This window comes from Methylophilus sp. DW102, from assembly GCF_037076555.1.
GTDB lineage: Bacteria > Pseudomonadota > Gammaproteobacteria > Burkholderiales > Methylophilaceae > Methylophilus > Methylophilus glucosoxydans.
Genome location: NZ_AP029023.1, coordinates 1,248,688 through 1,270,321, shown reverse-complemented (window position 1 = coordinate 1,270,321; position 21,634 = coordinate 1,248,688). Strand labels below are relative to the sequence as shown.

Genomic DNA, 21,634 nt, shown 5'->3' with positions numbered 1-21,634 from the left:
AATATCAAGCACACGCTTACTGGTTCACCACGCGGTCATGCATGAAGAACGCCTCACTTTCAGTAGACGGTGTCAGCACAGCTTCTCTCTGCTGATCTGCAGTCACTGGCTGAAACAAGCGTGACTGCGCACGATAAAAACGGTCCATCACTTTCAAGTCGCGCTCACTGAGTTGCAAGGCATTTTCAACCCAAAGCTGCACAATCGCCGTCAATTCATCATAGCTTAGCGGATGAATTTTTTCCTTGGCTTTTTGTGCGGATAAAAACCCTGCGGCATGTTTATTGTTTTTATCGATAAAGGTGCGTACGGCCTGCTCGCCTTCCCCTTGCTCGACCACCATATCGATCAACCCCATCTGCAGGCACTCTTCCGCGCTATAGCGCTCGCACCCCAAAATCATTTTGTCAGCCACTGCCATGCCTGCTTTGCGTGCAATGAGGCTGTAAGCGCCCATGCCTGGAATCATATTGAAGAATAGCTCGGGAAAGCAAAACACAGCCTGTCGCTCTGCGATCAACACGTCACTGGTTAAAGCCGCTTCTATGCCTGCCCCCAACACCTCACCTTGCAGCAGTGAAATTTTGGTGACATTGCCCAGTTGAAAGCGGAAAGCGCGTTGTGCCACCACATCTATACTGAGTCTGGCATAGGCCTCCAGTTGCGCCCGGTCCTGTTGGCGGATGGCCGCAGCCATCTTTTGCAGATCGCCACCCATATTAAAATAGCCGGGCGTGGCAGAGGCGAATACCGAATAGCGGATCGGCAATGACGCCCCATTCGCGGCTTCAATATAACCGCCACTGCGTTCGATATCATGGTGGTGCGCATGCAAGTCCAGCAACAAGGCGTGATTGATGCACGGAATCCGTTGCGGCTGCGAAAGATAAGTCCACAATGCCTGCGATTTTTCATCATAACGGCAATACACCTGGCCGTAATCATGAGCAAGCAAGCGTTGTTGAGGGAGGTAAGGCAGTGTTTGTTCGCACGATTTCATGGGTTTCTCCTTGGATATTGGCAACCTGTTAAACCAATGAATGGCTGTGCTAGCCGCAGCCATCATTGCTTACAGCCAATACATCATAATCAAAACAGATCACCTGCGAATATCGCCGTTACCGCTTTTACAGTTGCAAGCAAATGTGCGGCTGGAAAAACAACAGCAGAAAACAAAAGAACGACGCTGAAAAAAAACAAAGGGGGCTTGCGCCCCCTTGTTGTACTTCAAGATTAAGCCCTTATGCCGTTTCTTTGATCGGAATAATCTTTTTACTGTTTTCCAGTGAGGTTGCATACTGCGTCATCTGATTGAAGTTGAGATATTTGTATATCTCGGCAGTATTGGTCAGTTTGCTGCCCAAGGTGTCCATATATTCCTGCATGGTCGGCATGCGACCCAGCTTGGCGCACACCGCCGCCAGCTCGGCAGAACCCAGATAGACGCGAGCATCCTTGCCCATACGGTTATCAAAGTTACGGGTAGAGGTCGAGAACACGGTGGCCTTGTCCGCCACGCGTGCCTGGTTACCCATGCAAAGCGAGCAGCCGGGCACTTCGGTACGGGCCCCTGCCACCCCAAAGGTGGAATAAACCCCCTCGGCACGCAGTTGTGCTTCGTCCATGCGGGTCGGTGGGGCAATCCACAAGCGGGTTGGGATGCCACCTGCACCTTCAAGCACCTTGCCCGCAGCACGGTAATGGCCGATATTGGTCATGCAGCTACCGATAAACACTTCATCGATCTTGTCCCCCACCACGGCTGACAAGGGTTTAATGTCATCCGGGTCATTCGGGCAGGCCACCAATGGCTCTTTGATTTCGTTAAGATCAATTTCGATTACGTGGGCGTATTCGGCATCACTGTCAGGCTGCAACAGCTCCGGTTTTTCCAGCCAGGCCTTCATGCTGGCAATCCGGCGCTCCAGCGTGCGTGCGTCGGCATACCCGTTTTCGATCATGTTCTGCATCAGCACGATATTGGAATTGAGGAATTCGATCACCGGCTCTTTGTTCAGCAGCACCGTGCAACCGTTGGCAGAGCGCTCTGCCGAGGCATCGGCCAATTCAAACGCTTGCTCGACCTTGAGATCAGGCAAGCCTTCAATTTCAAGCACGCGGCCGTTAAATACGTTTTTCTTGCCTTGCTTGCCGACGGTCAAGGTTCCTTCCTGAATGGCCGCATAAGGAATCGCGTTCACCAGGTCACGCAAAGTGATGCCTGGTTGCATTTCACCTTTAAAGCGCACCAAGACCGACTCAGGCATATCCAGTGGCATCGCCCCGGTTGCTGCGGCAAACGCCACCAGACCAGACCCGGCCGGGAAGCTGATACCTATTGGGAAACGGGTATGCGAATCACCGCCCGTACCCACGGTATCCGGCAGAATCATGCGGTTGAGCCAGGAGTGGATCACGCCATCGCCAGCGCGCAGACTGACACCGCCACGGCTGGACATAAACTCTGGTAGCTCGTGCTGCAACTTGATATCAACCGGCTTTGGATAGGCCGCGGTATGGCAGAAGCTCTGCATGACCAGATCGGCGCTAAAGCCCAGACAGGCTAGCTCTTTGAGCTCGTCACGCGTCATGCCGCCAGTGGTATCCTGAGAGCCGACGGTGGTGGCTTTAGGTTCGCAATAGGTGCCTGGTCGCACACCCATGCCTTCAGGCAGGCCACACGCACGGCCCACCATTTTTTGCGCCAGCGTATAGCCTTTGCCAGTATCTTTGGCAGGCACCGCTTTAATAAAGAGATCGGTCTCACCCAAGCCCAGCGCTTTGCGGGCATTTGAAGTCAGGCCGCGGCCAATAATCAGCGGAATGCGGCCACCGGCGCGCACTTCATCCGCCAGGGTAACCGGGTTCATTTCAAATGTGGCCAGAACCTCGCCCGCTTCAGACAACACTTTGCCTTCAAACGGCTTAATGACAATCACATCACCCGTATTCAGTTTGGAGACATCACATTGAATCGGCAAGGCACCAGAGTCTTCAGCCGTATTAAAGAAGATAGGCGCAATCTTGCTGCCAATCACCACGCCACCCGTGCGCTTGTTCGGGATAAACGGAATATCGTCGCCCATCCACCATTGCACTGAGTTGATGGCAGATTTGCGTGAAGAACCTGTCCCGACCACATCGCCTACATAAGCCAATGGCAAGCCTTTTTGCTTCAGGTCCTCAATCACTTTGAGGCCATCAGACATACGGTTGACCAGCATCGCCTTGGCGTGTAACGGGATATCGGGACGGCTCCAGGCATCTTGCGCCGGGCTCAGGTCATCGGTGTTGGTTTCACCATCCAGCTTGAACACCACCACTTTGATCTCATCTTTGAGCACTGGCTTGCTGGTAAACCATTGTGCCTCTGCCCAGGCTTGCATCAATGTTTTGGCATGCGTGTTACCGGCCTTCATTTTGGCATCCACATCATGGAAGGCATCAAACATGAGGATGGTCGTGGACAAGGCCTTCACGGCATGCGCCGCCATGGGCGTATCCAGTAAAGCCACCAGTGCCTGCACGTTATAGCCACCCAGCATGGTCCCCAGCAGCTCAACGGCTTTTTCAGCGCTGACCAAGGGTGAGCTGGCCTTGCCATTGGCAATATCGGCCAAAAAGGCCGCTTTGACGTACGCCGCCTGGTCTACACCGGCCGGAATGCGGTTTTCAAGCAGATGCACCAGCAAGGCTTCCTGCCCGGCTGGAGGAGACTTGAGTAACTCAACCAGGGCGGCCACTTGCTCAGCGTTCAGGGGTAAGGGAGGAAGGTTTTGCGCAGCGCGCTCTTTTACGTGGGTGTCGTATGCTTCTAACATGATGTGTAGGCTCTATTTAATAAATCAAACTTGGGCAATAAAACGAAAATCGGGGAATGGGCCGGTATTAACCACTGGCCGCGAGGCATTCTTTTGATTTGATTATAATGCACTCCCTCCGCCAGAATGTTAACTGCTTGTAACATTCTGGCAATTGATCAAAATGACAGCCGTTGTCAGCATCAAAACAACACTGCGAACGCTGTCAGCGTGTACTGTCTCCGTAAAGTTGCTTGGCAAACGGGGTACTGCAGCTTTTGCCAGCAGCAGAGGACTCCCATTTATCGAGCAGTTCTTTCTGATAGCCCTTGCCATGTTGCTTTTCCAGGTAGGCACGTACCTCAAACACATCGGCAAAACCATTATGGTCGGTGTCCATTAACGCCACCTGGTCTTCCAGACTCGGTCCGGCATATTTGCCAGTGCTATCCGTAAAATACTCCAGGGCAGACTCTGCGTGCGCTTGCACAGCCAACATCATAAGCACAACGGCGCAACACATGCTGACACCTGTATTTGCTTTTAATCCTTTTATCATACTTACCCCCATTCTGACGCTTAGTAGTATGACGTAGTGTTTAGCAAATCGTGCGCATGTTCTGTGATGGAAAGCACATTAAACCGCTTTGAGCGCAATCTTCTTGCGCCAGAGGGCTGGGCCGCTCTTGTGCGCAGAATCGCCATCGGCACTCACTGCCACCGTCACCGGCATGTTTTCCACTTCAAACTCATAGATGGCCTCCATGCCTAAATCTTCAAATGCCAGCACGCGCGCATGTTTGATGGCCTTGCTGACCAGGTAAGCCGCACCACCAACCGCCATCAGGTAGACCGACTTGTGTCTGGCAATCTCAGTCAGCGCTTCGTCACCGCGTTCAGCTTTACCGATGGAGCCAAGCAATCCGGTGTTCAGCATCATGTCGGTATAGCTATCCATCCGAGTGGCGGTGGTCGGGCCAGCGGGGCCTACCGCCTCATCGCGCACGGCATCCACCGGGCCAACGTAGTAGATAAACTTGTTGGTGAAATCCACCGGCAAGGGCTCACCCTTGGCCAGCATGGTTTGAATCCGTTTATGCGCGGCATCACGACCGGTCAGAATCTTGCCGGTCAGCAACAGCGTGTCGCCGGTTTTCCAGCGCTGGGTTTCTTCGCGCGTCACCGTCTCCAGATTCACGCGCTTGGCTTGCGGACTGGGTGCCCAATGCACATCAGGGTAAACCTCAGGGCTGGGCGGAGTCAGCACCGCCACCCCTGAGCCATCCAGCGTGAAGTGCACATGTCTGGTGGCGGCACAGTTGGGGATAATCGCCACCGGCAAACTGGCTGCATGGGTGGGGTAATCGAGAATTTTCACATCGAGTACCGTGGTTAAGCCACCTAGACCCTGTGCGCCTATGCCTAAGCGATTAACCTTCTCGTAGAGCTCCAAACGCAGTTCTTCAATACGGTTTTGCGCGCCTCGTGCCTGCAACGCCTGAATATCGATCGGGGCCATCAATGACTCTTTGGCCAACAACATGGCTTTTTCAGCGCTACCGCCTATGCCTATGCCCAGCATGCCTGGCGGACACCAGCCTGCGCCCATCTCCGGCACCACTTCAAGTACCCAATCGACAATGCTTTCATTCGGGTTCAGCATCGCCAGTTTGGACTTGTTCTCGGAGCCACCACCCTTGGCTGCCACTTGCACGTCGACCTTATCCCCTGCGACCATTTCCACGTGGGTAATCGCTGGCGTATTGTCTTTAGTGTTTTTACGTGCCCCGGCCGGATCGTTGACGATGGAAGCCCGCAGGGTATTGTCAGGATGCAGATAGGCACGGCGTACGCCTTCATTGACCATGGCTTCCAGCGTCATGTCGCCTTCAAACCTGGCATGCATGCCAACCTTGATAAAGGCCACCACGATGCCGGTATCCTGGCATAGCGGACGCTTGCCTTCGGCGCACATGCGTGAGTTGGTCAAAATCTGGGCAATCGCATCCTTGGCTGCCACCGATTCCTCGCGTGCATAAGCCGTGGCCAGTGCCCGGATGTAGTCTTCCGGATGATAGTACGAGATATATTGCAAGGCGTCGGCAATACTCTCGATAAAGTCTTGGGTTTTAATCAGGGCCATGTTTTGGTCTTTCAGGCGGGCGTTTTAGCGCGCATTGCTTTTCTGATAAGCAATGGCAGGACTCACATCTTTACGCAAGATTTTACCATTTTTGGTGCGTGGGAACTCCTTGGCCAGGTAGACTGTTTTCGGTGCTTTATACGCCGCCAGATGCTGCTTGCCAAACACCATCAGGTCTTCTGGCGCAATCTCGGCATCCGGTTTGGGGATCACATAAATCACCACCAGCAGTTTGTCTTTTTCAACTTCTTCGCCAACGGCTGCGCAATCTGCCACGGCCGGATGGCCTTTATAGACGCGCTCGATTTCATAGGGTGAAACGCGGTAGCCAAAGCTCTTGATAATGTCATCCTTACGGCCCAAAAACCAGAGATAGCCATCGGCATCATACTTGGCGTAGTCGCCGGTAAAGAAATAGCCATCATGCTTGTATTTGGTGGTCTCTTCCGGCAGGTTCCAGTAATTCAGGAACAACCCAGGATCATTATCCGGCACACTAATCATGCCCTCCTCACCTTCGGCCACCGGCTCACGGGTGTCGGGATTGAGCAATACAATCTGGTGCCCAGGTTGCGGAAAACCGGCAGAGCCCGCACGAATCGGCCGATACACACTTTGTGACAAATAGTAGGAAAACTCACTCATGCCTACCGCTTCATAAATATCCAACCCAAAACGCTCACGCCATTGCGTTAACACTTCGTCCGACAAATGCTCGCCCGCACTCATATAGTGACGCACACTGGGGATATCTGCCTGTATAGCGGTGGTTTTTTGCAATAACTGGCGGTAAATGGTCGGGACACCAATAAAGATGGTGGCTTTGTGTTTGGCAATCAACTCCAGCCACTTTTGCGCATCATTTTTGCCTTCATGCACAATCACGGTTTTACCCAGGTATAACGGGTCCATCAGCCCAGTGCCCAGCACATAGGTCCAGTTAAACTTACCGGAGTGCATGATGCGGTCTTGCACCGTGTCGCTGTAGTTAAACCAGTATTTGGCGGCTGGCTGGCGCCCCAACAAGGCACGATGCGCATGCAACACGCCTTTAGGATAACCAGTCGTACCTGAGGTATAGACCAAATAAGCCGGATCTTCTGCCCGCGTGGCATAGGCGGGCGCTGCGTCAGTCACATTCGCCAGGGCTGCCTCCAGTGACACGACATTAAACCCATCCACGGGCGAGACCTCGCCGGATAACTGTGTCAGCAGCACATGTTTCAGATGGGGTGTTTGCGCGATATTCTGCTGCATTTTGGCAGACATCGCCTGCCAGGCGGCCGCGTCAGTTACCAGGACCACGGCGCCGGAATCCTTGGCCAGATAAGCCACTTCTTCTGCAGTGAGCAAAGTAGACGTCGGCACGGAAATCGCCCCGGTTTTCATGGTGCCGAGAAAGGCCGTCGGGTAATCCAGGCTGTTCGGCAGGCGAATCAGCACCCTATCCCCTGGCTTGACAGCCAATTCACGCAACACCTGCGCAAAACGGTCTGTCCTGGCCGCCAGTTCGGCAAAGGTGATAATGCTGGTACCAAAACTGTCATCCTCCACAATCATGGCAATTTCATCGGCTTTGGGACTCCCCAAGTGCCGGTCACTACAAGCCACCCCGATATTGAAAAACTCAGGGATGTCCCATTGCCATTGTGGATAAGGGGCTAACTGTGTCATGTTCAAACCTTTCCAATCACTCTATGCACGCATGGTTGATGCGATGCTGTTATATGCATTTCTTTTGAAAATGCTTTTTAAATCTTCAATGACGCTTAAACGCTCATCAATGAGCGAGCGGGATGAAGCACAAGGCGCACGGATCACAGAAACCGGAATGTACTAAAAGTACATGAGGATTTCGAGTACCGCGCAACGCCGTGATTCGCCCGCGCAGCCATTGATTTAAAGCAGAATGCCGTAGGGCCAGTTTTGGCGTACGACCTGCGCCGGCATCAACTGCAGCACATGCAAGGCAAACTCCATATCGCTGACCTTGAGCGCGCGCAAGGCATGCGCTCTCAGCAGCGTCTGCAACGCCTTCCCAAACATGGGCGGGTCCAACATCTCGCCTTCAAACTTGATCGCCCCACCCAACAAGGCATCGGCTTCAATCGCCGCTTTCAAAATCGCCACCTTCTGGTTGATCTCTGTCGGCGATGGCGTGTAAGCGGTTTTACACAAATGAATATGCCCGGGATGGATCACCTGCTTGCCAGTCAGGCCCATGGCCGCTTCCTGGCAAGCGTGTTTGTACACCACGCGCGACTCGTTATCGCCATGCAAATCCAGCCAGCGACGCACGTCGTGCGGTTCCACAAATTTGTCCGGCATGATGTTGCTGCCAATCAGCGTTTCCACACCGCCAATCACACCTTTACCGGCGATCCTGGCTTCAAAAATCAGCTGGTTGATAAAATAGAACAGCTCTTCTATCCAATGCTCGGGCGTGATATGGATCCCCAAGGCTTTGGAGAAGTCATGGATGCCGAACACCACATGTTTCACGGTGTCGTATTGCATCAGTTCAGGCGCAATCTTGAGCGATTTAGGGTGTTCGATAATCGGCTGTATGGTGATTTGCGGGTTGATACTCAATAAAAAGCTAGACAGATCACGCACCTCGGCGGCACCGTAGGATTCACCCGCCTTGGCCAGCATGACGACATCAATAAATTCGCCCATGTCGCGTACCAGCTTCATGTCTTCTTCGTACTCATCGGTACGGAAGGAGTTGGCGCGGATGGCAATGGTGACGCGCTCATTGACCTTGCGCAGTTTGGGCAGCTCCTGCCGCAGCAAGGTGCGGCTCATTTCTTTCTGCCGACAACCATCTTCCAGGTCAAAAATCAGCGTATGCGCATTGGTAAAGTGCGCATGCTTGACCATGCGGTTGGCCGCCTGCTCCATGTCTTCATAAATGCCCAGGCTGGGCGCATATTTCACTGGCGGGTAATACAACTGTATGCCTGGCCAGTAATCCCCCAAGGCACTGGCATCCAGTGCAATCGGCTCTTCTCCCATATGCTGAATCATCTGGTCTCCTGTTCTGCCGTCGGCCGGCTCGCACTCAATTTTTGAAGAAGGGCTGCCATAGGCTTGAGGTCTCCGGTCGGGGCTTTTACGCCCTGAATCAAGTCCCAAAACACGTTATCTGGCAGTTCGAGCAAGGCATCCAGTTGCTCCATTTCTGCCAGTGTCAGGCTGCCAAATTGCTCACTGACAAAGCGTTGCAATACGATATCGAGTTCCAGCATGCCGCGGCGGCAGCGCCAGGTCAGTCGCCGCTGCTCGGCGTCACGTAAAATTTCAGCATTCAGCATGGCTTCCCCCTATAACACTTTGATACCAAATATCTTCTTACCCGGCTTGCTGTCTTGATGGGCCTTGGCTTTTTCGATCTTGAGGTCTTTAATCGCTGCAATGGCAGCGTTTGGATTCAGCTTTTTCGGGCAGACATCGGTACAGTTCATGATGTTGTGGCAACGATACAAACGGTAAGGGTCTTCCAGATTCTCCAACCGCGCATCCTGTTCCTGATCACGGCTGTCGGCAATAAAGCGGTAAGCCTGCATCAGCCCTGCCGGACCGACAAATTTGTCCGGATTCCACCAGAAGCTGGGGCAAGAGGTTGTACAAGCCCCACACAAAATGCACTCATACAAGCCATCCAGCTTGGCACGGTCTTCCGGGCTTTGCAGGCGCTCGGTTTCCGGCGGCGTCTCGTGGTTTTGCAAATAAGGCATCACCGAATGATAGTTATCAAAGAATTGCGTCATATCCACGACCAGATCACGAATCACAGGCAAGCCAGGCATGGGACGCAATACCACAGGTTCTTGCAGATCGCTGAGTTTGGTAATACAGGCCAGGCCATTTTTGCCATTGATATTCATGGCATCACTGCCACACACACCTTCACGGCAGGACTTGCGCATACTGAGCGTTTCGTCCAGTTCTTTAATCCGCATCAGCGCGTCCAATAACATCTGGTCACTGTCTTCCAGCGTGACCTCGTAGTCCTGCATATAGGGCTTTTTGTCTACGTCGGGATTAAACCGGTAAATAGAGAAACGCATATCAATACACCCTTTTCTTCAACTCGAATGGTTCTACGGTCAATGGTTTAAGGCGCACCGGCTTGTACACCAGCTTTTGCTCGCGGGCAAAATACAGCGAATGACTGAGCCAATGCGTATCGTCACGCTCGGGATAATCCTCACGGGCATGGGCGCCGCGGCTTTCCTGACGCGCATGGGCCGCTTGCATGGTTGCCAGCGCCACCTCCATCAGGTTATCCAGCTCCAGCGCTTCGACCCTGGCCGTGTTAAACACCTTGCTTGTATCAGCAATTCTTAACTGCCCGGCACGCTGGGCCACTTGCTTGATGGCGTCTACGCCGTCGGCCAATAAATCAGGAAAACGGAATACCCCGCAATGTTTTTGCATGGTCTGGCGCATCGCCAAGCCCACCTCAGCCACTTTCTCGCCCCCACCATTTTCAAGGCGGTTAACACGCGCCAGCGTTGCATCCGCGACATTCGCGGGCAGCGGCTTGTGCGCACGGTTGGCAGCAATCTCTGCCGCCATTTTGTCACCTGCCGCTTTGCCAAACACCACCAGATCCAGTAAAGAGTTAGAGCCCAGACGATTGGCGCCATGCACAGAGACGCAGGCACATTCGCCCACCGCATACAAACCATTGACGACACGCTCAGACTGGCCGTCATGTACCACAACCTGACCATCCAGATTGGTGGGCACGCCACCCATCATGTAATGCGCGGTCGGCACCACCGGGATAGGCGCCTGGGTTGGGTCTACGCCGGCAAAGGTTTTGGCAATCTCGCGGATGCCAGGCAAGCGTTTGCTGATGATGTCTTCCCCTAAATGATCTAGCTTGAGGTACACCGCGTCTTTATGCTTGCCAACGCCGCGGCCTTCTTTAATCTCGGTCGCCATGGCGCGCGACACCACATCGCGGCTGGCCAGGTCTTTGGCATTGGGCGCATAGCGCTCCATAAAACGCTCGCCCTCGCTATTCACCAAATAACCGCCCTCGCCACGCACGCCTTCAGTAATCAATACGCCGGCATTCAATACCCCGGTGGGGTGAAACTGCCAGAACTCCATATCCTGCAACGGCAGGCCTGCGCGCGCGGCCATGCCCAAGCCATCCCCCGTATTGATATAGGCATTGGTACTGGCCTGGAAGATGCGGCCACCGCCACCCGTGGCCAGCATGGTGGCTTTGGCATGAATCACATGAATGTCGCCGGTTTCGATTTCGAGCGCAATCACGCCCAAGATATCTCCATCGGCATCCCGAATCAGGTCCAGGGCAAACCACTCAATCAGGAATTGAGTGTTGGCCTTGACGTTGCGCTGATACAGCGTATGCAGCATGGCATGGCCGGTGCGGTCCGCCACAGCACAGGTCCGCGAAATCGCTTGCTCGCCAAAATTGCGGGTCATGCCGCCAAACGGGCGCTGAAAGATGCGGCCATTTTCGAGGCGGTCGAACGGCATGCCAAAGTGCTCCAGTTCAATAATGGCCTTGGCCGCATTGCGGCACATAAACTCAATCGCATCCTGGTCGCCCAGGTAATCCGAGCCCTTGATGGTGTCATACATATGCCACAACCAGTTGTCATCAGACACATTACCGAGCGCGGCGGCAATGCCGCCTTGTGCCGCCACGGTATGTGAACGGGTGGGGAACACTTTGGACAGCACAGCGACATCGGCGCCGGATTCCGCCAGCTGCAATGCCGCACGCAAGCCAGCCCCACCACCGCCGACGATGACGGCATCTACCTGATGATGCTGTAGTTTGCTTGCACCTGTCCCCTGCGCTGTCTTGGTCATGCCATTCACCTTAAATCTTCATTCCAAATAAAATCCACAATACTGCGAGTGCATTTCCCCACACCGCAATATCTACCAATCGTTGCAGCACCGACCGTACGCCCAGATGCGGCACATAATCCCTCAGCACATCTCGCACACCCAGCCACGCATGCAATAACATGCAGATAAAAAACCACAGTGTCAGCAGGCGCCACCACCAGGGCGCAAACAAGGCCACCCAGTCGTGATAACTAGCTGGCGACAACCACAGCAGCCGCATGCAGAATAACAACAGCCCCAAGGCCATGGACAAGGCACACAGCCGCTGCGTCAGCCAGCGACGCATGCCAGGGTATTTCGCCGTAAGCAGTTCAAATAGCATGCTGACTCAGCCCCAAATCGCCCATAACATCCACAACATGGTGAACGCCACCAATCCCAGCACAACGCGGCTGGAGAACCTTGCCTTTTGCAGGGTGGTCATCCAATGCACATCCATCGCCAGATGACGAATACCTGCATAAAAATGATGAAAAAACGCCCAGGCCAAGGCCGTGACCAGACACTTGACTGGCCATGTTTGCAATTGGCCGGCCACGCTTTGATAGCCCGCAGCGCTAGACAATGACAGATACAAGGTCCATAACAGCAATGGCTGGATCAAAAACAGTGCGACGCCACTGGCCCGGTGCATGATAGACACCACGGCATTGACCGGCAGCCGGATCGTGAATAAATCCAGATTCTTGGGCCGCTGTTTTTTCTGCTTTTTAACAATCATGCGGCTACTCGTCTGCCTGCGCTGCACGTGCCACTGCACCAGCCACGTATTCCATCAAGCGTGGATCAAACGGCTTGGGAATAATGTATTCCTTGCCAAACGACAAAGACGTTAACTGGTACGCCTCCAGTACTTGCTGCGGCACAGGCTCGCGCGCCAGCTGACTGAGCGCTTTTGCTGCCGCCACTTTCATCTGCTCGGTAATCTGTTTGGCCTTGGCATCCAGCGCACCACGGAACAAATAGGGGAAGCACAAGGCATTATTAACCTGATTCGGGAAATCACTGCGGCCGGTGGCCATAATCACGTCATCACGCACGGCGAAAACCTGGCTGGGTAAAATTTCAGGATCTGGATTGGCCAGTGCAAAAATCACCGGTTTGGCCGCCATACTGGCCACCAGCTCTGCTGGCAAGCCATTTTTGGCCGACACACCGATAAATACATCTGCGCCCTGCATGGCCTCTGCCAGGGAGCTCACCTTGCCAGCCGTAATGGCCAACGCACGGTTATTGTCATGCAAGTCATCCCGCGCCAAATCGAGCACGCCTTTGCGATCCACCATGGTGATATCAGTGGCGCCCATCAGCTTAAGCAACTTGGCACACGAGCAACCCGCCGCACCCGCACCTAAAAATACAATTTTGGCGCGGGGCAAGGTTTTGCCTTGGAGTTCAAGCGCATTTAACAAGGCTGCTGCCACAATCACGGCCGTACCATGCTGGTCATCATGAAACACCGGAATATCCAGGCGTTTTTTCAGTTCGGATTCAATATAAAAACAGTGCGGGGCAGCGATATCTTCCAGATTGATCCCGCCAAAAGTCGGCGCGATATTGACGACGGTCTGGATAAACTCGTCAGGCGTGGCGGCATTGACTTCAATATCAAATACATCAATATCTGCAAAGCGTTTAAACAGCACGCCCTTGCCTTCCATCACCGGCTTGCCGGCCAAAGCACCGACGTTGCCCAGTCCGAGTACGGCTGTGCCATCGGTGATCACCGCCACCAAATTGCCCTTGTTGGTATATTTGTAGGCATTGGCAGGATCCGCCTCTATTTCGAGTACTGGCGCGGCCACCCCTGGCGTGTAGGCCAGGGATAAATCCTGTTGCGTTGCGCATGGCTTGGACGACTCCACGCTCAGCTTGCCCGGCTTGGGAAACTGGTGGTAGTCCAGCGCGCGTTTTTTTAAGTCATCCATTCATTAACCTCTTTCTATTCACCAGTCTTTGCGTCGACCAAGACTTTTCAAAATACATGTTGGCTAGCTAAGCAAAGCCCAACAACGCGAAAATGTGTTTTCAAAAGTCATTTCTTTTATCCCGAATAATTCAAAAACTTCAGCAGCCAGACGGACATACGCAGCTCAACGCCGCTGATGAAGATTTTTCAATCATTCCAATTCACTCATGTAGTGGTGGTCATCGGTCAGACACAAACCTAACCGCCACTCCATTGGCTTATCGCCATAGGTGAACGACACGCGCTCTATGCTCAGCAGCGGATAGCCCTCTTTCAGCCCCAGGGCTTTCGCCACTTCAGCATTTGCGGCCACCGCTTTGATCCGCTCTTCAGCACGTATCATGCGTATGCCAAACTGCGACTCATACATGCTGTACATAGAGCCATTGCTTTCTTCCACCTTGGCGCGATTCAAGCCTTTGAATGGCGCAGCGGGCACAATAATGTGGTCATAAATCAGAGGTCGGCCGGAAAAAGTCAGCAAGCGCTTGACCTCTATGGTGGTCGCGCCTGCCTTCATTTCCAGCACCTTACCGATATGCACACTGGCTTTGCTTTTGACACAGGAGATAAACTCATTCTGTAACAATTCTTTTTGGCCGGTTTCAGCAGTCAAACGCAAAAAGCGTAATTTCACATCATCCTGATTATGGGTCGCGACAAACGTACCCTTGCCCTGACGACGAATCAGAATATTTTCAGTAGCCAGACTATCTATTGCCTTGCGCACCGTGCCCTGACTGACCTTGTAACGCTGAGCCAGATCAATCTCACTCGGGATCATGTCACCCGGGCGCCACTCCCCACCAATCAGGCTCTGGGTGATCAACACCTTAATCTGGTCATATAACGGTCTGTAGCTGGCCGATCCGACTTGTTTATCCATATCCTTGACTCCACACTTGCAGGCATCACAAGACGCCAAAAAATTAGTTATTCAATTTATATCACAGCGCTTTTTTGTTGTCTACTATTTTATATCTTATATAAGACATAAGATATTTGTTGACAGAGTTTTTTTATTCATGAATAATGAATTCAATTCTAGCTGCAACAAAGGAAAACCCATGTCATATGCACTCAGACCACGACGCTCGATGCTATATGTCCCTGGCTGCAATCAGCACTATTTGGAGCGCGCGCGCACATTAGCGGCAGACTCCGTCATTCTGGATCTGGGCGACCCGATTCTGGTGGATGTCAAAGTGCAATCACGGGAAAACGTTGTTAATGCCGTCAAGCAAGGTGGCTATGGCAAACGTGAAGTGGTGGTGCGTGTCAATGATCTGCACTCGATTTGGGGCCATGACGACATCAAGGCAGTGGCCAATATTGGCGCAGATGCCATTCTGTTCCCCAATATCGAGTCTCGCGAAGACGTGTTGCAGGCACAACAGCTGCTGGATGATGCCGGTGGCAAGGATGTGCCGATGATGGTGATGATAGAGAGCCCGCTGGCAGTATTAAACGCTAAGGAAATTGCGGCCGCCTCTGAGCGCGTGATCTGTATGGTGATGGCCACCTCTGACCTCATTTCGCAACTGCATGCACGTGTAACGCATGAACGCTCTGCCATCCTCACCTCCTTATCGCTGGTCATTCTGGCGGCGCGTGCGTATGGCAAAGGCGTGATTGATGGCATTACGTCTGATTTTAAGAACATGCATTCGTTTGAATATGCCTGCCGCCTGGGGCGCGACATAGGCATGGATGGCAAGTCACTGGTGCATCCAGCGCAAATTGCTTATTGCAATGATGCGTATACCCCGCAAAGGTCTGAGGTCGAACATGCAAGGTTGATTATTAAAGCCCTGAAAGAGGCAAACGAAGGCGGTAAAGGAACGGTCGTGGTCAACGACAAACTGGTGGAACACCACCATATTAAAGCTGCACAACGACTCATCAAATTATCAGAAGCGATTGCAGAGCTAGAAGAAGAATTCATTTAAGGAATCAACATGACAGGCAAAATCAACGCCGGGCGTTTTTTTGAAGACTTCAAGCTGGGCGAAGTCATCCCGCATGCGACGCCTCGCACCATCACCAGCGGCGACACAGCTCTATATATCGCGCTGACAGGCGCACGCAATCCATTGCATTGCAGCGCGCCGTTTGCCTTGTCGTTGGGCTATGCGCAGATGCCCATTGATGACTTGCTGGCTTTTCATATCGCGTTTGGCAAAACGGTACCAGATATTTCAGTCAATGCCGTGGCGAACCTGGGATATGCCGATGTACGGTTTATCCAGCCGGTATATGTCGGTGACACCTTGACCACTTCCAGCGAAGTGATCGGCCTCAAGCAAAACTCAAGTGGCAAAAATGGCGTGGTCTGGGTACGCTCGACCTCTGTCAATCAAGACCAGCAACCGGTTTTAAGCTGGGTGCGCTGGGTAATGGTGCACAAGAAAAATCTGGCTGCCCCAGCGCCGGACACGGTGATCCCTGACTTGCCTGCCTTTGTCGCTGCCAAGGATCTACGCCTGCCCGCCCCGTTTAATGTGCATCAAGAAATCGCGGTGGCTACCGGTGGCCGTTACTTCTGGGAAGACTACACCGTAGGCGAACGTTTGCGCCATCCCGCTGGCCTCACCATTAACGATAGCGATCATACGCTGGCTACCCATTTGTACCAAAACAATGCCAGACTGCATTTTGATGCTCATCTGATGCAATCCACGCCACAAGGCCTGCGTCTGGTCTATGGCGGCGTAGTGATTTCCGCCTGCCGTGCATTGAGCTTTGAAGGCCTGGAAAACGCGCTGTCGATTGCGGCGATTAATGGCGGCACACATGCCAATCCCAGCTACGCCGGCGACACGATTTACTGCATGACGGAAGTGCTGGATCAATGGACGCTGCCCCACCCGCAGCTCGGCGCTCTCAGACTACGCATGATCGGCCTCAAGAATATTCCGCCAGATCATGTTGAGAACATCAAGACCTCACAGGGCTACCACCCCAATGTGGTACTCGACCTTGATTACACCGTTTTAATTCCACGAAAAGGAAACTAACCATGGCCGTTCATCCTAACCAGGCGCTCTTTGGTGGCGAAAAACCCTTTCCGGTGATCCCGGCTTGTGAGCATTTTGCAGGCAGCGAAAAGCTGATTTTGAAAGCCTTGTCCTTGCAAGACCCGGCCAACCCCAATGCGGTCGGTCCTGTGTTTGACATCACCTGCGACTGTGAAGACGGCGCTGCCAGCGGCCAGGAGCAGGCGCATGCGGAAATGATCGTGCGTGTGCTGAATTCTGCTGCCAACCAATACAATATGGCGGGGGCACGCATTCACGACTATACGCATCCGCACTGGAAAAAAGATATCGATATTTTGGTGGGGGGGGCCGGTGAAGTCTTGAGTTACCTGACGATCCCTAAATGTACCGACATCGCGCAAGCCCGTGAAATGATCGGCTATATTCAAGAAGTTGCCAAACAACATGGCATACGCCGCGCAATCCCTGTGCATATCCTGATTGAAACCCATGGCGCCCTGCGCCAAGTGCACGAGATTGCACAACTGCCCTGGTTGCAAGTGCTGGACTTTGGCCTGATGGACTTTGTCAGCGCCCACCACGGCGCCATCCCTGCGGCCTCAATGCGCAGCCCTGGCCAGTTTGATCACCGCCTGCTGGCGCGTGCTAAAACGGAAGTGGTCTCCGCAGCACTGGCAAATGGTGTCGTGCCTGCCCATAACGTGACGCTGGATCTCAAGAATGTGGAAGTGACCTTTAGCGACGCCGCACGCGCGCGCAATGAGTTTGGCTTTATGCGCATGTGGAGTATCTACCCGACACAAATTCAGGCCATCGTTGATGCCATGAAACCGAATTATGACGAAGTGACGGATGCCGCCAACATTTTGCTGGCAGCACAGGCCGCTGACTGGGGGCCGATCCAATATGCAGGTGAATTGCATGACCGCGCGACCTATCGCTACTTCTGGGAGGTCTTGCAAAAAGCCAAGCAAACGGGTGTGGCCATGCCAGAAGATGCTGAACACGCGTTCTTTTAATACTTAGCCACAGCGCTGACTGAGCACACAGAGAAAATCTGAGACATTTTTTATTCGGTTTGATGGATCTCTCTGTGACCTCTGTGTTCTCTGTGGCTTAAAGATAAAGGTTTAATATGCAACAAATCAATACAGCAGGTGCACGTTTCCGCGCGGCGCTGGTCGCCGAAAAGCCACTACAAATCATAGGTGCCATCAATGCCTACCACGCCATGCTCGCCACACAATCCGGGTTTAAGGCCATCTACCTGTCTGGCGGTGGTGTGGCCGCTGGCTCTTTAGGCCTGCCTGACTTGGGGATTTCTGGTCTGGAAGATGTACTGGTCGATGTGCGCCGCATTACCGACGCGGTCGACACGCCTTTGCTGGTCGATATTGATACCGGTTTTGGCGGGGCATTTAACATTGCCCGTACCATTAAAAGCGTTGCCAAAGCAGGGGCTGCAGCGGTGCATATTGAAGATCAGGTCAGCGCCAAGCGTTGCGGGCACCGCCCCAACAAGGCGATTGTGAGCCTGGAGGAAATGGTAGACCGGGTAAAAGCTGCCGTCGATGCCAAGCCCTATGATGACTTCGTGGTCATGGCGCGCACGGATGCGCTGGCGGTGGAAGGATTGCAATCTGCCATAGACCGCGCCTGTGCTTGCGTAGAAGCAGGTGCCGACATGATTTTTCCGGAAGCGATGACGGAGCTGGGGATGTATCAGCAGTTTGTCGAAGCCGTCAAGGTGCCGGTACTGGCCAATATCACCGAATTTGGCTCCACCCCTTTATTCACCGTAGAGGAACTGGCCACGGCAGGCGTTGGCATGGTCTTGTACCCACTGTCAGCCTTCCGCGCGATGAACCAGGCGGCGCTTCAGGTGTACCAGCGCGTACGCAAGGATGGCACACAGAAGCATGTGGTGGATTTGATGCAGACACGTGCGGACCTGTACGAGCATCTTGGCTATCACGCTTTTGAACAGAAACTAGACGCGCTTTATAAAAAATAAGCGCACGCGACCAGAGATAAAGGAGGTTAGTTATGAACACCACCACTGATCCTATCAACACGGCCCCGGCTAGCGAAGCGCCCAAGCGTAAAAAAGGCGTCGCGCTGGCGGGTGTGGCTGCGGGCACCACGGCCATTTGTACCGTGGGTCATAGCGGTAATGACCTGCATTACCGCGGTTACGATATCATCGAACTGGCTAAACATGCCACGTTTGAAGAAGTCGCTTATTTGCTGATTCACGGTGAGCTGCCCACCCAACCACAACTCACTGCTTATCATCAAAAGCTCAAAAAGCTACGCGGCCTGCCCAGTGCACTTAAAGCCGTACTGGAACAGATTCCAGCCAATGCGCATCCAATGGATGTGATGCGCACAGGCTGCTCGATGCTGGGGACACTGGAACCAGAAGCTACCGACCGCAATACTGCTGGCGCACAAGCTCTGGGGGACCGCTTGATTGCCTGTTTCGGCTCTATCCTCATTTACTGGTACCACTTTAGCCATCGCGGTGTACGTATTGAGGTAGAAACTGATGACGACTCTATCGCGGCGCACTTCCTGCATCTCCTGCATGGCAAAAAACCATCCGAGCTGCATATCAAGGCCATGAATACCTCACTGGTGCTCTATGCCGAACATGAATTTAACGCCTCCACCTTCACCTCACGCGTGATTGCTGGCACCCTCTCCGACTTGTATTCTTGCGTCACCGGTGCCATTGGCGCACTACGGGGGCCCAAACATGGTGGCGCCAATGAAGCCGCCATGGAGATTATTGAGCGTTACCAAACACCAGATGAAGCTGAAGCAGATATCAAGGCTCGTATGGCGCGCAAAGAAATCATTATTGGCTTTGGCCATCCCGTGTATACCATTGCCGATCCACGCAATGAGTCGATCAAAGCCGTCAGCAAGTCACTGTGTGAAGATGCCGGCAATATGCAGCTGTTTGACATCTCTGCCCGCATTGAAGAAATCATGTGGAACGAGAAAAAGATGTTCCCCAACCTGGACTGGTATAGCGCATCCAGCTACCACATGATGGGGATTCCAACTGGCATGTTCACGCCAATTTTTGTGATTTCGCGCACCACCGGCTGGGTCGCGCATGCGATTGAGCAGCGTATCGATAACAAGATTATTCGCCCGAATGCAGAGTATAACGGCCCGGATAACAGAGCGTTTGTGCCTTTAGACAAACGTTAGTCTTACCCATTTTTTAGCCACAGAGGACTCAGAGAGCACAGAGAAAACTCTGCTGTAGCCTCTGTTGCTTAAATTTTTACTTGAAAGAATCTCTTATGTCCGCCCATATTTCTAATGTACGTCCCGATCCCGATCAAGTCATTGTAGATATCGCCAACTACGTGGCAGATTTTGAAATCAACTCTCATGAAGCTTACGATACCGCCCGCAACTGCCTGATGGATACGCTGGGCTGTGGTTTCGAGGCATTGGATTATCCCGCCTGTACCAAATTACTAGGCCCCGTGATTGCCGGTACGGTTGTGCCGAATGGCGCCAAAGTTCCCGGCACCCCTTATCAGCTGGACCCTATCCTGGCCGCTTTTAATATTGGCGCCATGATCCGCTGGCTGGATTTTAATGACACCTGGCTGGCCGCAGAATGGGGACATCCATCTGACAACCTGGGCGGGATTCTGGCTTCAGCGGATTACATGTCGCGCAAAAATGTGGCCGAAGGCAAAGCGCCATTGACCATGAAAGACGTACTTACCGCCATGATCAAGGCGCATGAAATTCAGGGCATACTGGCGCTGGAAAACAGCTTTAACAGAGTGGGTCTGGACCACGTCATTCTGGTTAAAATTGCCTCTACCGCTGTCGTGACCAAATTACTGGGGGGCAACAAGCAGGATATTATCAATGCTGTGTCTAACGCCTTTGTTGATGGTCAAAGCTTGCGTACCTACCGTCATAGTCCAAACACCGGTTCACGTAAATCCTGGGCGGCAGGCGATGCCACCTCGCGAGCGGTGCGTCTGGCCTGGATGACCTTGCAAGGTGAAATGGGCTACCCAAGTGCACTCACAGCCAAAACCTGGGGCTTTTATGATGTCTTGTTCAAAGGTAATGCCTTCAAGTTCCAGCGCCCTTACGGCAGCTATGTGATGGAGCAGGTATTGTTCAAAATCTCCTTCCCGGCCGAATTTCACGCGCAAACAGCGGTGGAGTGCGCTTTCCAGCTCAACAAGGAAGTGGGCAGCCGTCTGCAAACCCTGGAAGACATTGCCAACATCGACAAGATTATTATCACCACACACGAGTCCGCCATTCGCATCATCGATAAAACCGGCCCGTTGGATAACCCTGCTGACCGCGACCATTGTATTCAATATATGGCAGCCGTTGGTTTGCTCAAAGGAAGTTTAACTGCACAGGATTACGAAGATGCCGCAGCCGCTGATCCGCGCATAGATGCACTGCGTGACAAGATGACTTGCGTCGAAAAAGCAGAATATACGCGTGACTATCTGGATCCGGAAAAACGATCCATTGCCAATGCCATTCAGATTTACTTTAAGGATGGCACGCAATCCAGCAACATTGCGGTGGAATACCCGATTGGCCATCGCCGCCGCCGTGGCGAAGGCATCCCGGAACTGGTGAAGAAATTCAAAACCAATCTGGCACGTCGCTTTGACACATCAAGACAAGCCGACATTTTGGCCTTGTGTCAGGATCAGGCCAAGCTGGAAGCCACTGCTGTGAATGCGTTTGTAGATATGCTGGCGCTATAACAACGCAAACTCAGTCTCTAAAAAGAGCGCTCAAGCAGCGC

20 protein-coding genes are annotated in these 21,634 nt (G+C 53.1%); 7 read left to right on the top strand and 13 right to left on the bottom strand.

Annotation, left to right across the window (positions count from 1 at the left end):
• Window positions 1–16: 16 nt before the first annotated feature.
• From AACH41_RS05785 to AACH41_RS05765, 5 genes are all read right to left on the bottom strand, one after another.
• Window positions 17–1,000, bottom strand: a complete 984-nt coding sequence (locus AACH41_RS05785) for a crotonase/enoyl-CoA hydratase family protein (protein ID WP_338657428.1) — start codon at window positions 998–1,000, stop codon at window positions 17–19.
• A gap of 241 nt (window positions 1,001–1,241) precedes the next feature.
• Entirely contained in the window at window positions 1,242–3,821 is a 2,580-nt protein-coding gene (gene acnB / locus AACH41_RS05780; protein ID WP_338657427.1) for a bifunctional aconitate hydratase 2/2-methylisocitrate dehydratase, read from the bottom strand.
• Between the two features lie 205 nt (window positions 3,822–4,026).
• A complete protein-coding gene (locus tag AACH41_RS05775) occupies window positions 4,027–4,323 on the bottom strand; it encodes a hypothetical protein (protein ID WP_338657579.1) in 297 nt (98 codons plus the stop codon).
• A 114-nt stretch (window positions 4,324–4,437) separates the two neighbouring features.
• Entirely contained in the window at window positions 4,438–5,943 is a 1,506-nt protein-coding gene (locus tag AACH41_RS05770; RefSeq protein ID WP_338657426.1) for a fumarate hydratase, read from the bottom strand.
• A 24-nt stretch (window positions 5,944–5,967) separates the two neighbouring features.
• A complete protein-coding gene (locus tag AACH41_RS05765) occupies window positions 5,968–7,617 on the bottom strand; it encodes an acyl-CoA synthetase (protein ID WP_338657425.1) in 1,650 nt (549 codons plus the stop codon).
• Between AACH41_RS05765 and AACH41_RS05760 the strand changes: the two genes are divergently transcribed.
• Entirely contained in the window at window positions 7,616–7,783 is a 168-nt protein-coding gene (locus AACH41_RS05760) for a hypothetical protein (protein WP_338657423.1), read from the top strand. The two genes, AACH41_RS05765 and AACH41_RS05760, sit on opposite strands and share 2 nt — an antisense overlap.
• 59 nt (window positions 7,784–7,842) lie before the next feature.
• Here the strand turns inward: AACH41_RS05760 and AACH41_RS05755 are convergent, their stop codons facing one another.
• The 8 genes from AACH41_RS05755 to AACH41_RS05720 form a co-directional block, all read right to left on the bottom strand.
• Window positions 7,843–8,973, bottom strand: coding sequence for an aldolase/citrate lyase family protein (locus AACH41_RS05755; RefSeq protein WP_194746971.1), 1,131 nt, complete (start codon window positions 8,971–8,973; stop codon window positions 7,843–7,845).
• Window positions 8,970–9,260, bottom strand: coding sequence for a succinate dehydrogenase assembly factor 2 (locus AACH41_RS05750; protein WP_194746972.1), 291 nt, complete (start codon window positions 9,258–9,260; stop codon window positions 8,970–8,972). Before AACH41_RS05750 ends, AACH41_RS05755 begins: the two co-directional genes overlap by 4 nt.
• Window positions 9,261–9,269: 9 nt before the next feature.
• Window positions 9,270–10,016 (bottom strand): succinate dehydrogenase iron-sulfur subunit, encoded by a 747-nt coding sequence (locus AACH41_RS05745; RefSeq protein WP_338657419.1) that lies wholly within the window; start codon window positions 10,014–10,016, stop codon window positions 9,270–9,272.
• Window position 10,017: 1 nt separating this feature from the next.
• The gene (gene sdhA / locus AACH41_RS05740; RefSeq protein ID WP_338657417.1) at window positions 10,018–11,805 is read right to left on the bottom strand and encodes a succinate dehydrogenase flavoprotein subunit; all 1,788 of its coding nucleotides are present in this window, start codon (window positions 11,803–11,805) and stop codon (window positions 10,018–10,020) included.
• A gap of 10 nt (window positions 11,806–11,815) precedes the next feature.
• Complete coding sequence (sdhD, locus tag AACH41_RS05735; protein WP_194746974.1) at window positions 11,816–12,169, bottom strand: succinate dehydrogenase, hydrophobic membrane anchor protein; 354 nt, start codon at window positions 12,167–12,169, stop codon at window positions 11,816–11,818.
• Window positions 12,170–12,175: 6 nt separating this feature from the next.
• A complete protein-coding gene (gene sdhC, locus AACH41_RS05730; protein ID WP_194746975.1) occupies window positions 12,176–12,568 on the bottom strand; it encodes a succinate dehydrogenase, cytochrome b556 subunit in 393 nt (130 codons plus the stop codon).
• A gap of 4 nt (window positions 12,569–12,572) precedes the next feature.
• Window positions 12,573–13,775 (bottom strand): malic enzyme-like NAD(P)-binding protein, encoded by a 1,203-nt coding sequence (locus tag AACH41_RS05725; RefSeq protein ID WP_338657414.1) that lies wholly within the window; start codon window positions 13,773–13,775, stop codon window positions 12,573–12,575.
• 192 nt (window positions 13,776–13,967) lie between these two features.
• Window positions 13,968–14,702, bottom strand: a complete 735-nt coding sequence (locus AACH41_RS05720) for a GntR family transcriptional regulator (RefSeq protein ID WP_338657412.1) — start codon at window positions 14,700–14,702, stop codon at window positions 13,968–13,970.
• A gap of 181 nt (window positions 14,703–14,883) precedes the next feature.
• Between AACH41_RS05720 and AACH41_RS05715 the strand changes: the two genes are divergently transcribed.
• The 6 genes from AACH41_RS05715 (at window position 14,884) to AACH41_RS05690 (ending at window position 21,593) form a co-directional block, all read left to right on the top strand.
• Window positions 14,884–15,765, top strand: a complete 882-nt coding sequence (locus tag AACH41_RS05715; RefSeq protein WP_194746978.1) for a CoA ester lyase — start codon at window positions 14,884–14,886, stop codon at window positions 15,763–15,765.
• Window positions 15,766–15,774: 9 nt separating this feature from the next.
• Complete coding sequence (locus AACH41_RS05710) at window positions 15,775–16,833, top strand: MaoC family dehydratase (RefSeq protein ID WP_194746979.1); 1,059 nt, start codon at window positions 15,775–15,777, stop codon at window positions 16,831–16,833.
• A gap of 2 nt (window positions 16,834–16,835) precedes the next feature.
• Window positions 16,836–17,834: an aldolase/citrate lyase family protein gene (locus tag AACH41_RS05705; RefSeq protein ID WP_194746980.1), complete on the top strand. Its 999-nt coding sequence runs from the start codon at window positions 16,836–16,838 to the stop codon at window positions 17,832–17,834.
• Between the two features lie 116 nt (window positions 17,835–17,950).
• Window positions 17,951–18,829, top strand: coding sequence for a methylisocitrate lyase (gene prpB, locus AACH41_RS05700; RefSeq protein WP_338657406.1), 879 nt, complete (start codon window positions 17,951–17,953; stop codon window positions 18,827–18,829).
• A 32-nt stretch (window positions 18,830–18,861) separates the two neighbouring features.
• Complete coding sequence (prpC, locus tag AACH41_RS05695; RefSeq protein WP_338657404.1) at window positions 18,862–20,037, top strand: 2-methylcitrate synthase; 1,176 nt, start codon at window positions 18,862–18,864, stop codon at window positions 20,035–20,037.
• A gap of 95 nt (window positions 20,038–20,132) precedes the next feature.
• The gene (locus tag AACH41_RS05690) at window positions 20,133–21,593 is read left to right on the top strand and encodes a bifunctional 2-methylcitrate dehydratase/aconitate hydratase (RefSeq protein WP_338657402.1); all 1,461 of its coding nucleotides are present in this window, start codon (window positions 20,133–20,135) and stop codon (window positions 21,591–21,593) included.
• Window positions 21,594–21,634 lie beyond the last annotated feature (41 nt).

What these genes read in the sequence shown, in the direction of transcription:
- AACH41_RS05755 (WP_194746971.1), bottom strand. Translation starts at nt 8,973, where the DNA reads ATGATTCAGCATATGGGAGAAGAGCCGATTGCACTGGATGCCAGTGCC.
- AACH41_RS05705 (WP_194746980.1), top strand. Translation starts at nt 16,836, where the DNA reads ATGGCCGTTCATCCTAACCAGGCGCTCTTTGGTGGCGAAAAACCCTTT.
- AACH41_RS05720 (WP_338657412.1), bottom strand. Translation starts at nt 14,702, where the DNA reads ATGGATAAACAAGTCGGATCGGCCAGCTACAGACCGTTATATGACCAG.
- AACH41_RS05770 (WP_338657426.1), bottom strand. Translation starts at nt 5,943, where the DNA reads ATGGCCCTGATTAAAACCCAAGACTTTATCGAGAGTATTGCCGACGCC.
- AACH41_RS05710 (WP_194746979.1), top strand. Translation starts at nt 15,775, where the DNA reads ATGACAGGCAAAATCAACGCCGGGCGTTTTTTTGAAGACTTCAAGCTG.
- sdhA (WP_338657417.1), bottom strand. Translation starts at nt 11,805, where the DNA reads ATGACCAAGACAGCGCAGGGGACAGGTGCAAGCAAACTACAGCATCAT.
- sdhD (WP_194746974.1), bottom strand. Translation starts at nt 12,169, where the DNA reads ATGCTATTTGAACTGCTTACGGCGAAATACCCTGGCATGCGTCGCTGG.
- AACH41_RS05715 (WP_194746978.1), top strand. Translation starts at nt 14,884, where the DNA reads ATGTCATATGCACTCAGACCACGACGCTCGATGCTATATGTCCCTGGC.
- prpB (WP_338657406.1), top strand. Translation starts at nt 17,951, where the DNA reads ATGCAACAAATCAATACAGCAGGTGCACGTTTCCGCGCGGCGCTGGTC.
- sdhC (WP_194746975.1), bottom strand. Translation starts at nt 12,568, where the DNA reads ATGATTGTTAAAAAGCAGAAAAAACAGCGGCCCAAGAATCTGGATTTA.
- AACH41_RS05785 (WP_338657428.1), bottom strand. Translation starts at nt 1,000, where the DNA reads ATGAAATCGTGCGAACAAACACTGCCTTACCTCCCTCAACAACGCTTG.
- AACH41_RS05725 (WP_338657414.1), bottom strand. Translation starts at nt 13,775, where the DNA reads ATGGATGACTTAAAAAAACGCGCGCTGGACTACCACCAGTTTCCCAAG.
- AACH41_RS05765 (WP_338657425.1), bottom strand. Translation starts at nt 7,617, where the DNA reads ATGACACAGTTAGCCCCTTATCCACAATGGCAATGGGACATCCCTGAG.
- AACH41_RS05750 (WP_194746972.1), bottom strand. Translation starts at nt 9,260, where the DNA reads ATGCTGAATGCTGAAATTTTACGTGACGCCGAGCAGCGGCGACTGACC.
- prpC (WP_338657404.1), top strand. Translation starts at nt 18,862, where the DNA reads ATGAACACCACCACTGATCCTATCAACACGGCCCCGGCTAGCGAAGCG.
- AACH41_RS05760 (WP_338657423.1), top strand. Translation starts at nt 7,616, where the DNA reads ATGTTCAAACCTTTCCAATCACTCTATGCACGCATGGTTGATGCGATG.
- AACH41_RS05745 (WP_338657419.1), bottom strand. Translation starts at nt 10,016, where the DNA reads ATGCGTTTCTCTATTTACCGGTTTAATCCCGACGTAGACAAAAAGCCC.
- acnB (WP_338657427.1), bottom strand. Translation starts at nt 3,821, where the DNA reads ATGTTAGAAGCATACGACACCCACGTAAAAGAGCGCGCTGCGCAAAAC.
- AACH41_RS05690 (WP_338657402.1), top strand. Translation starts at nt 20,133, where the DNA reads ATGTCCGCCCATATTTCTAATGTACGTCCCGATCCCGATCAAGTCATT.
- AACH41_RS05775 (WP_338657579.1), bottom strand. Translation starts at nt 4,323, where the DNA reads ATGTGTTGCGCCGTTGTGCTTATGATGTTGGCTGTGCAAGCGCACGCA.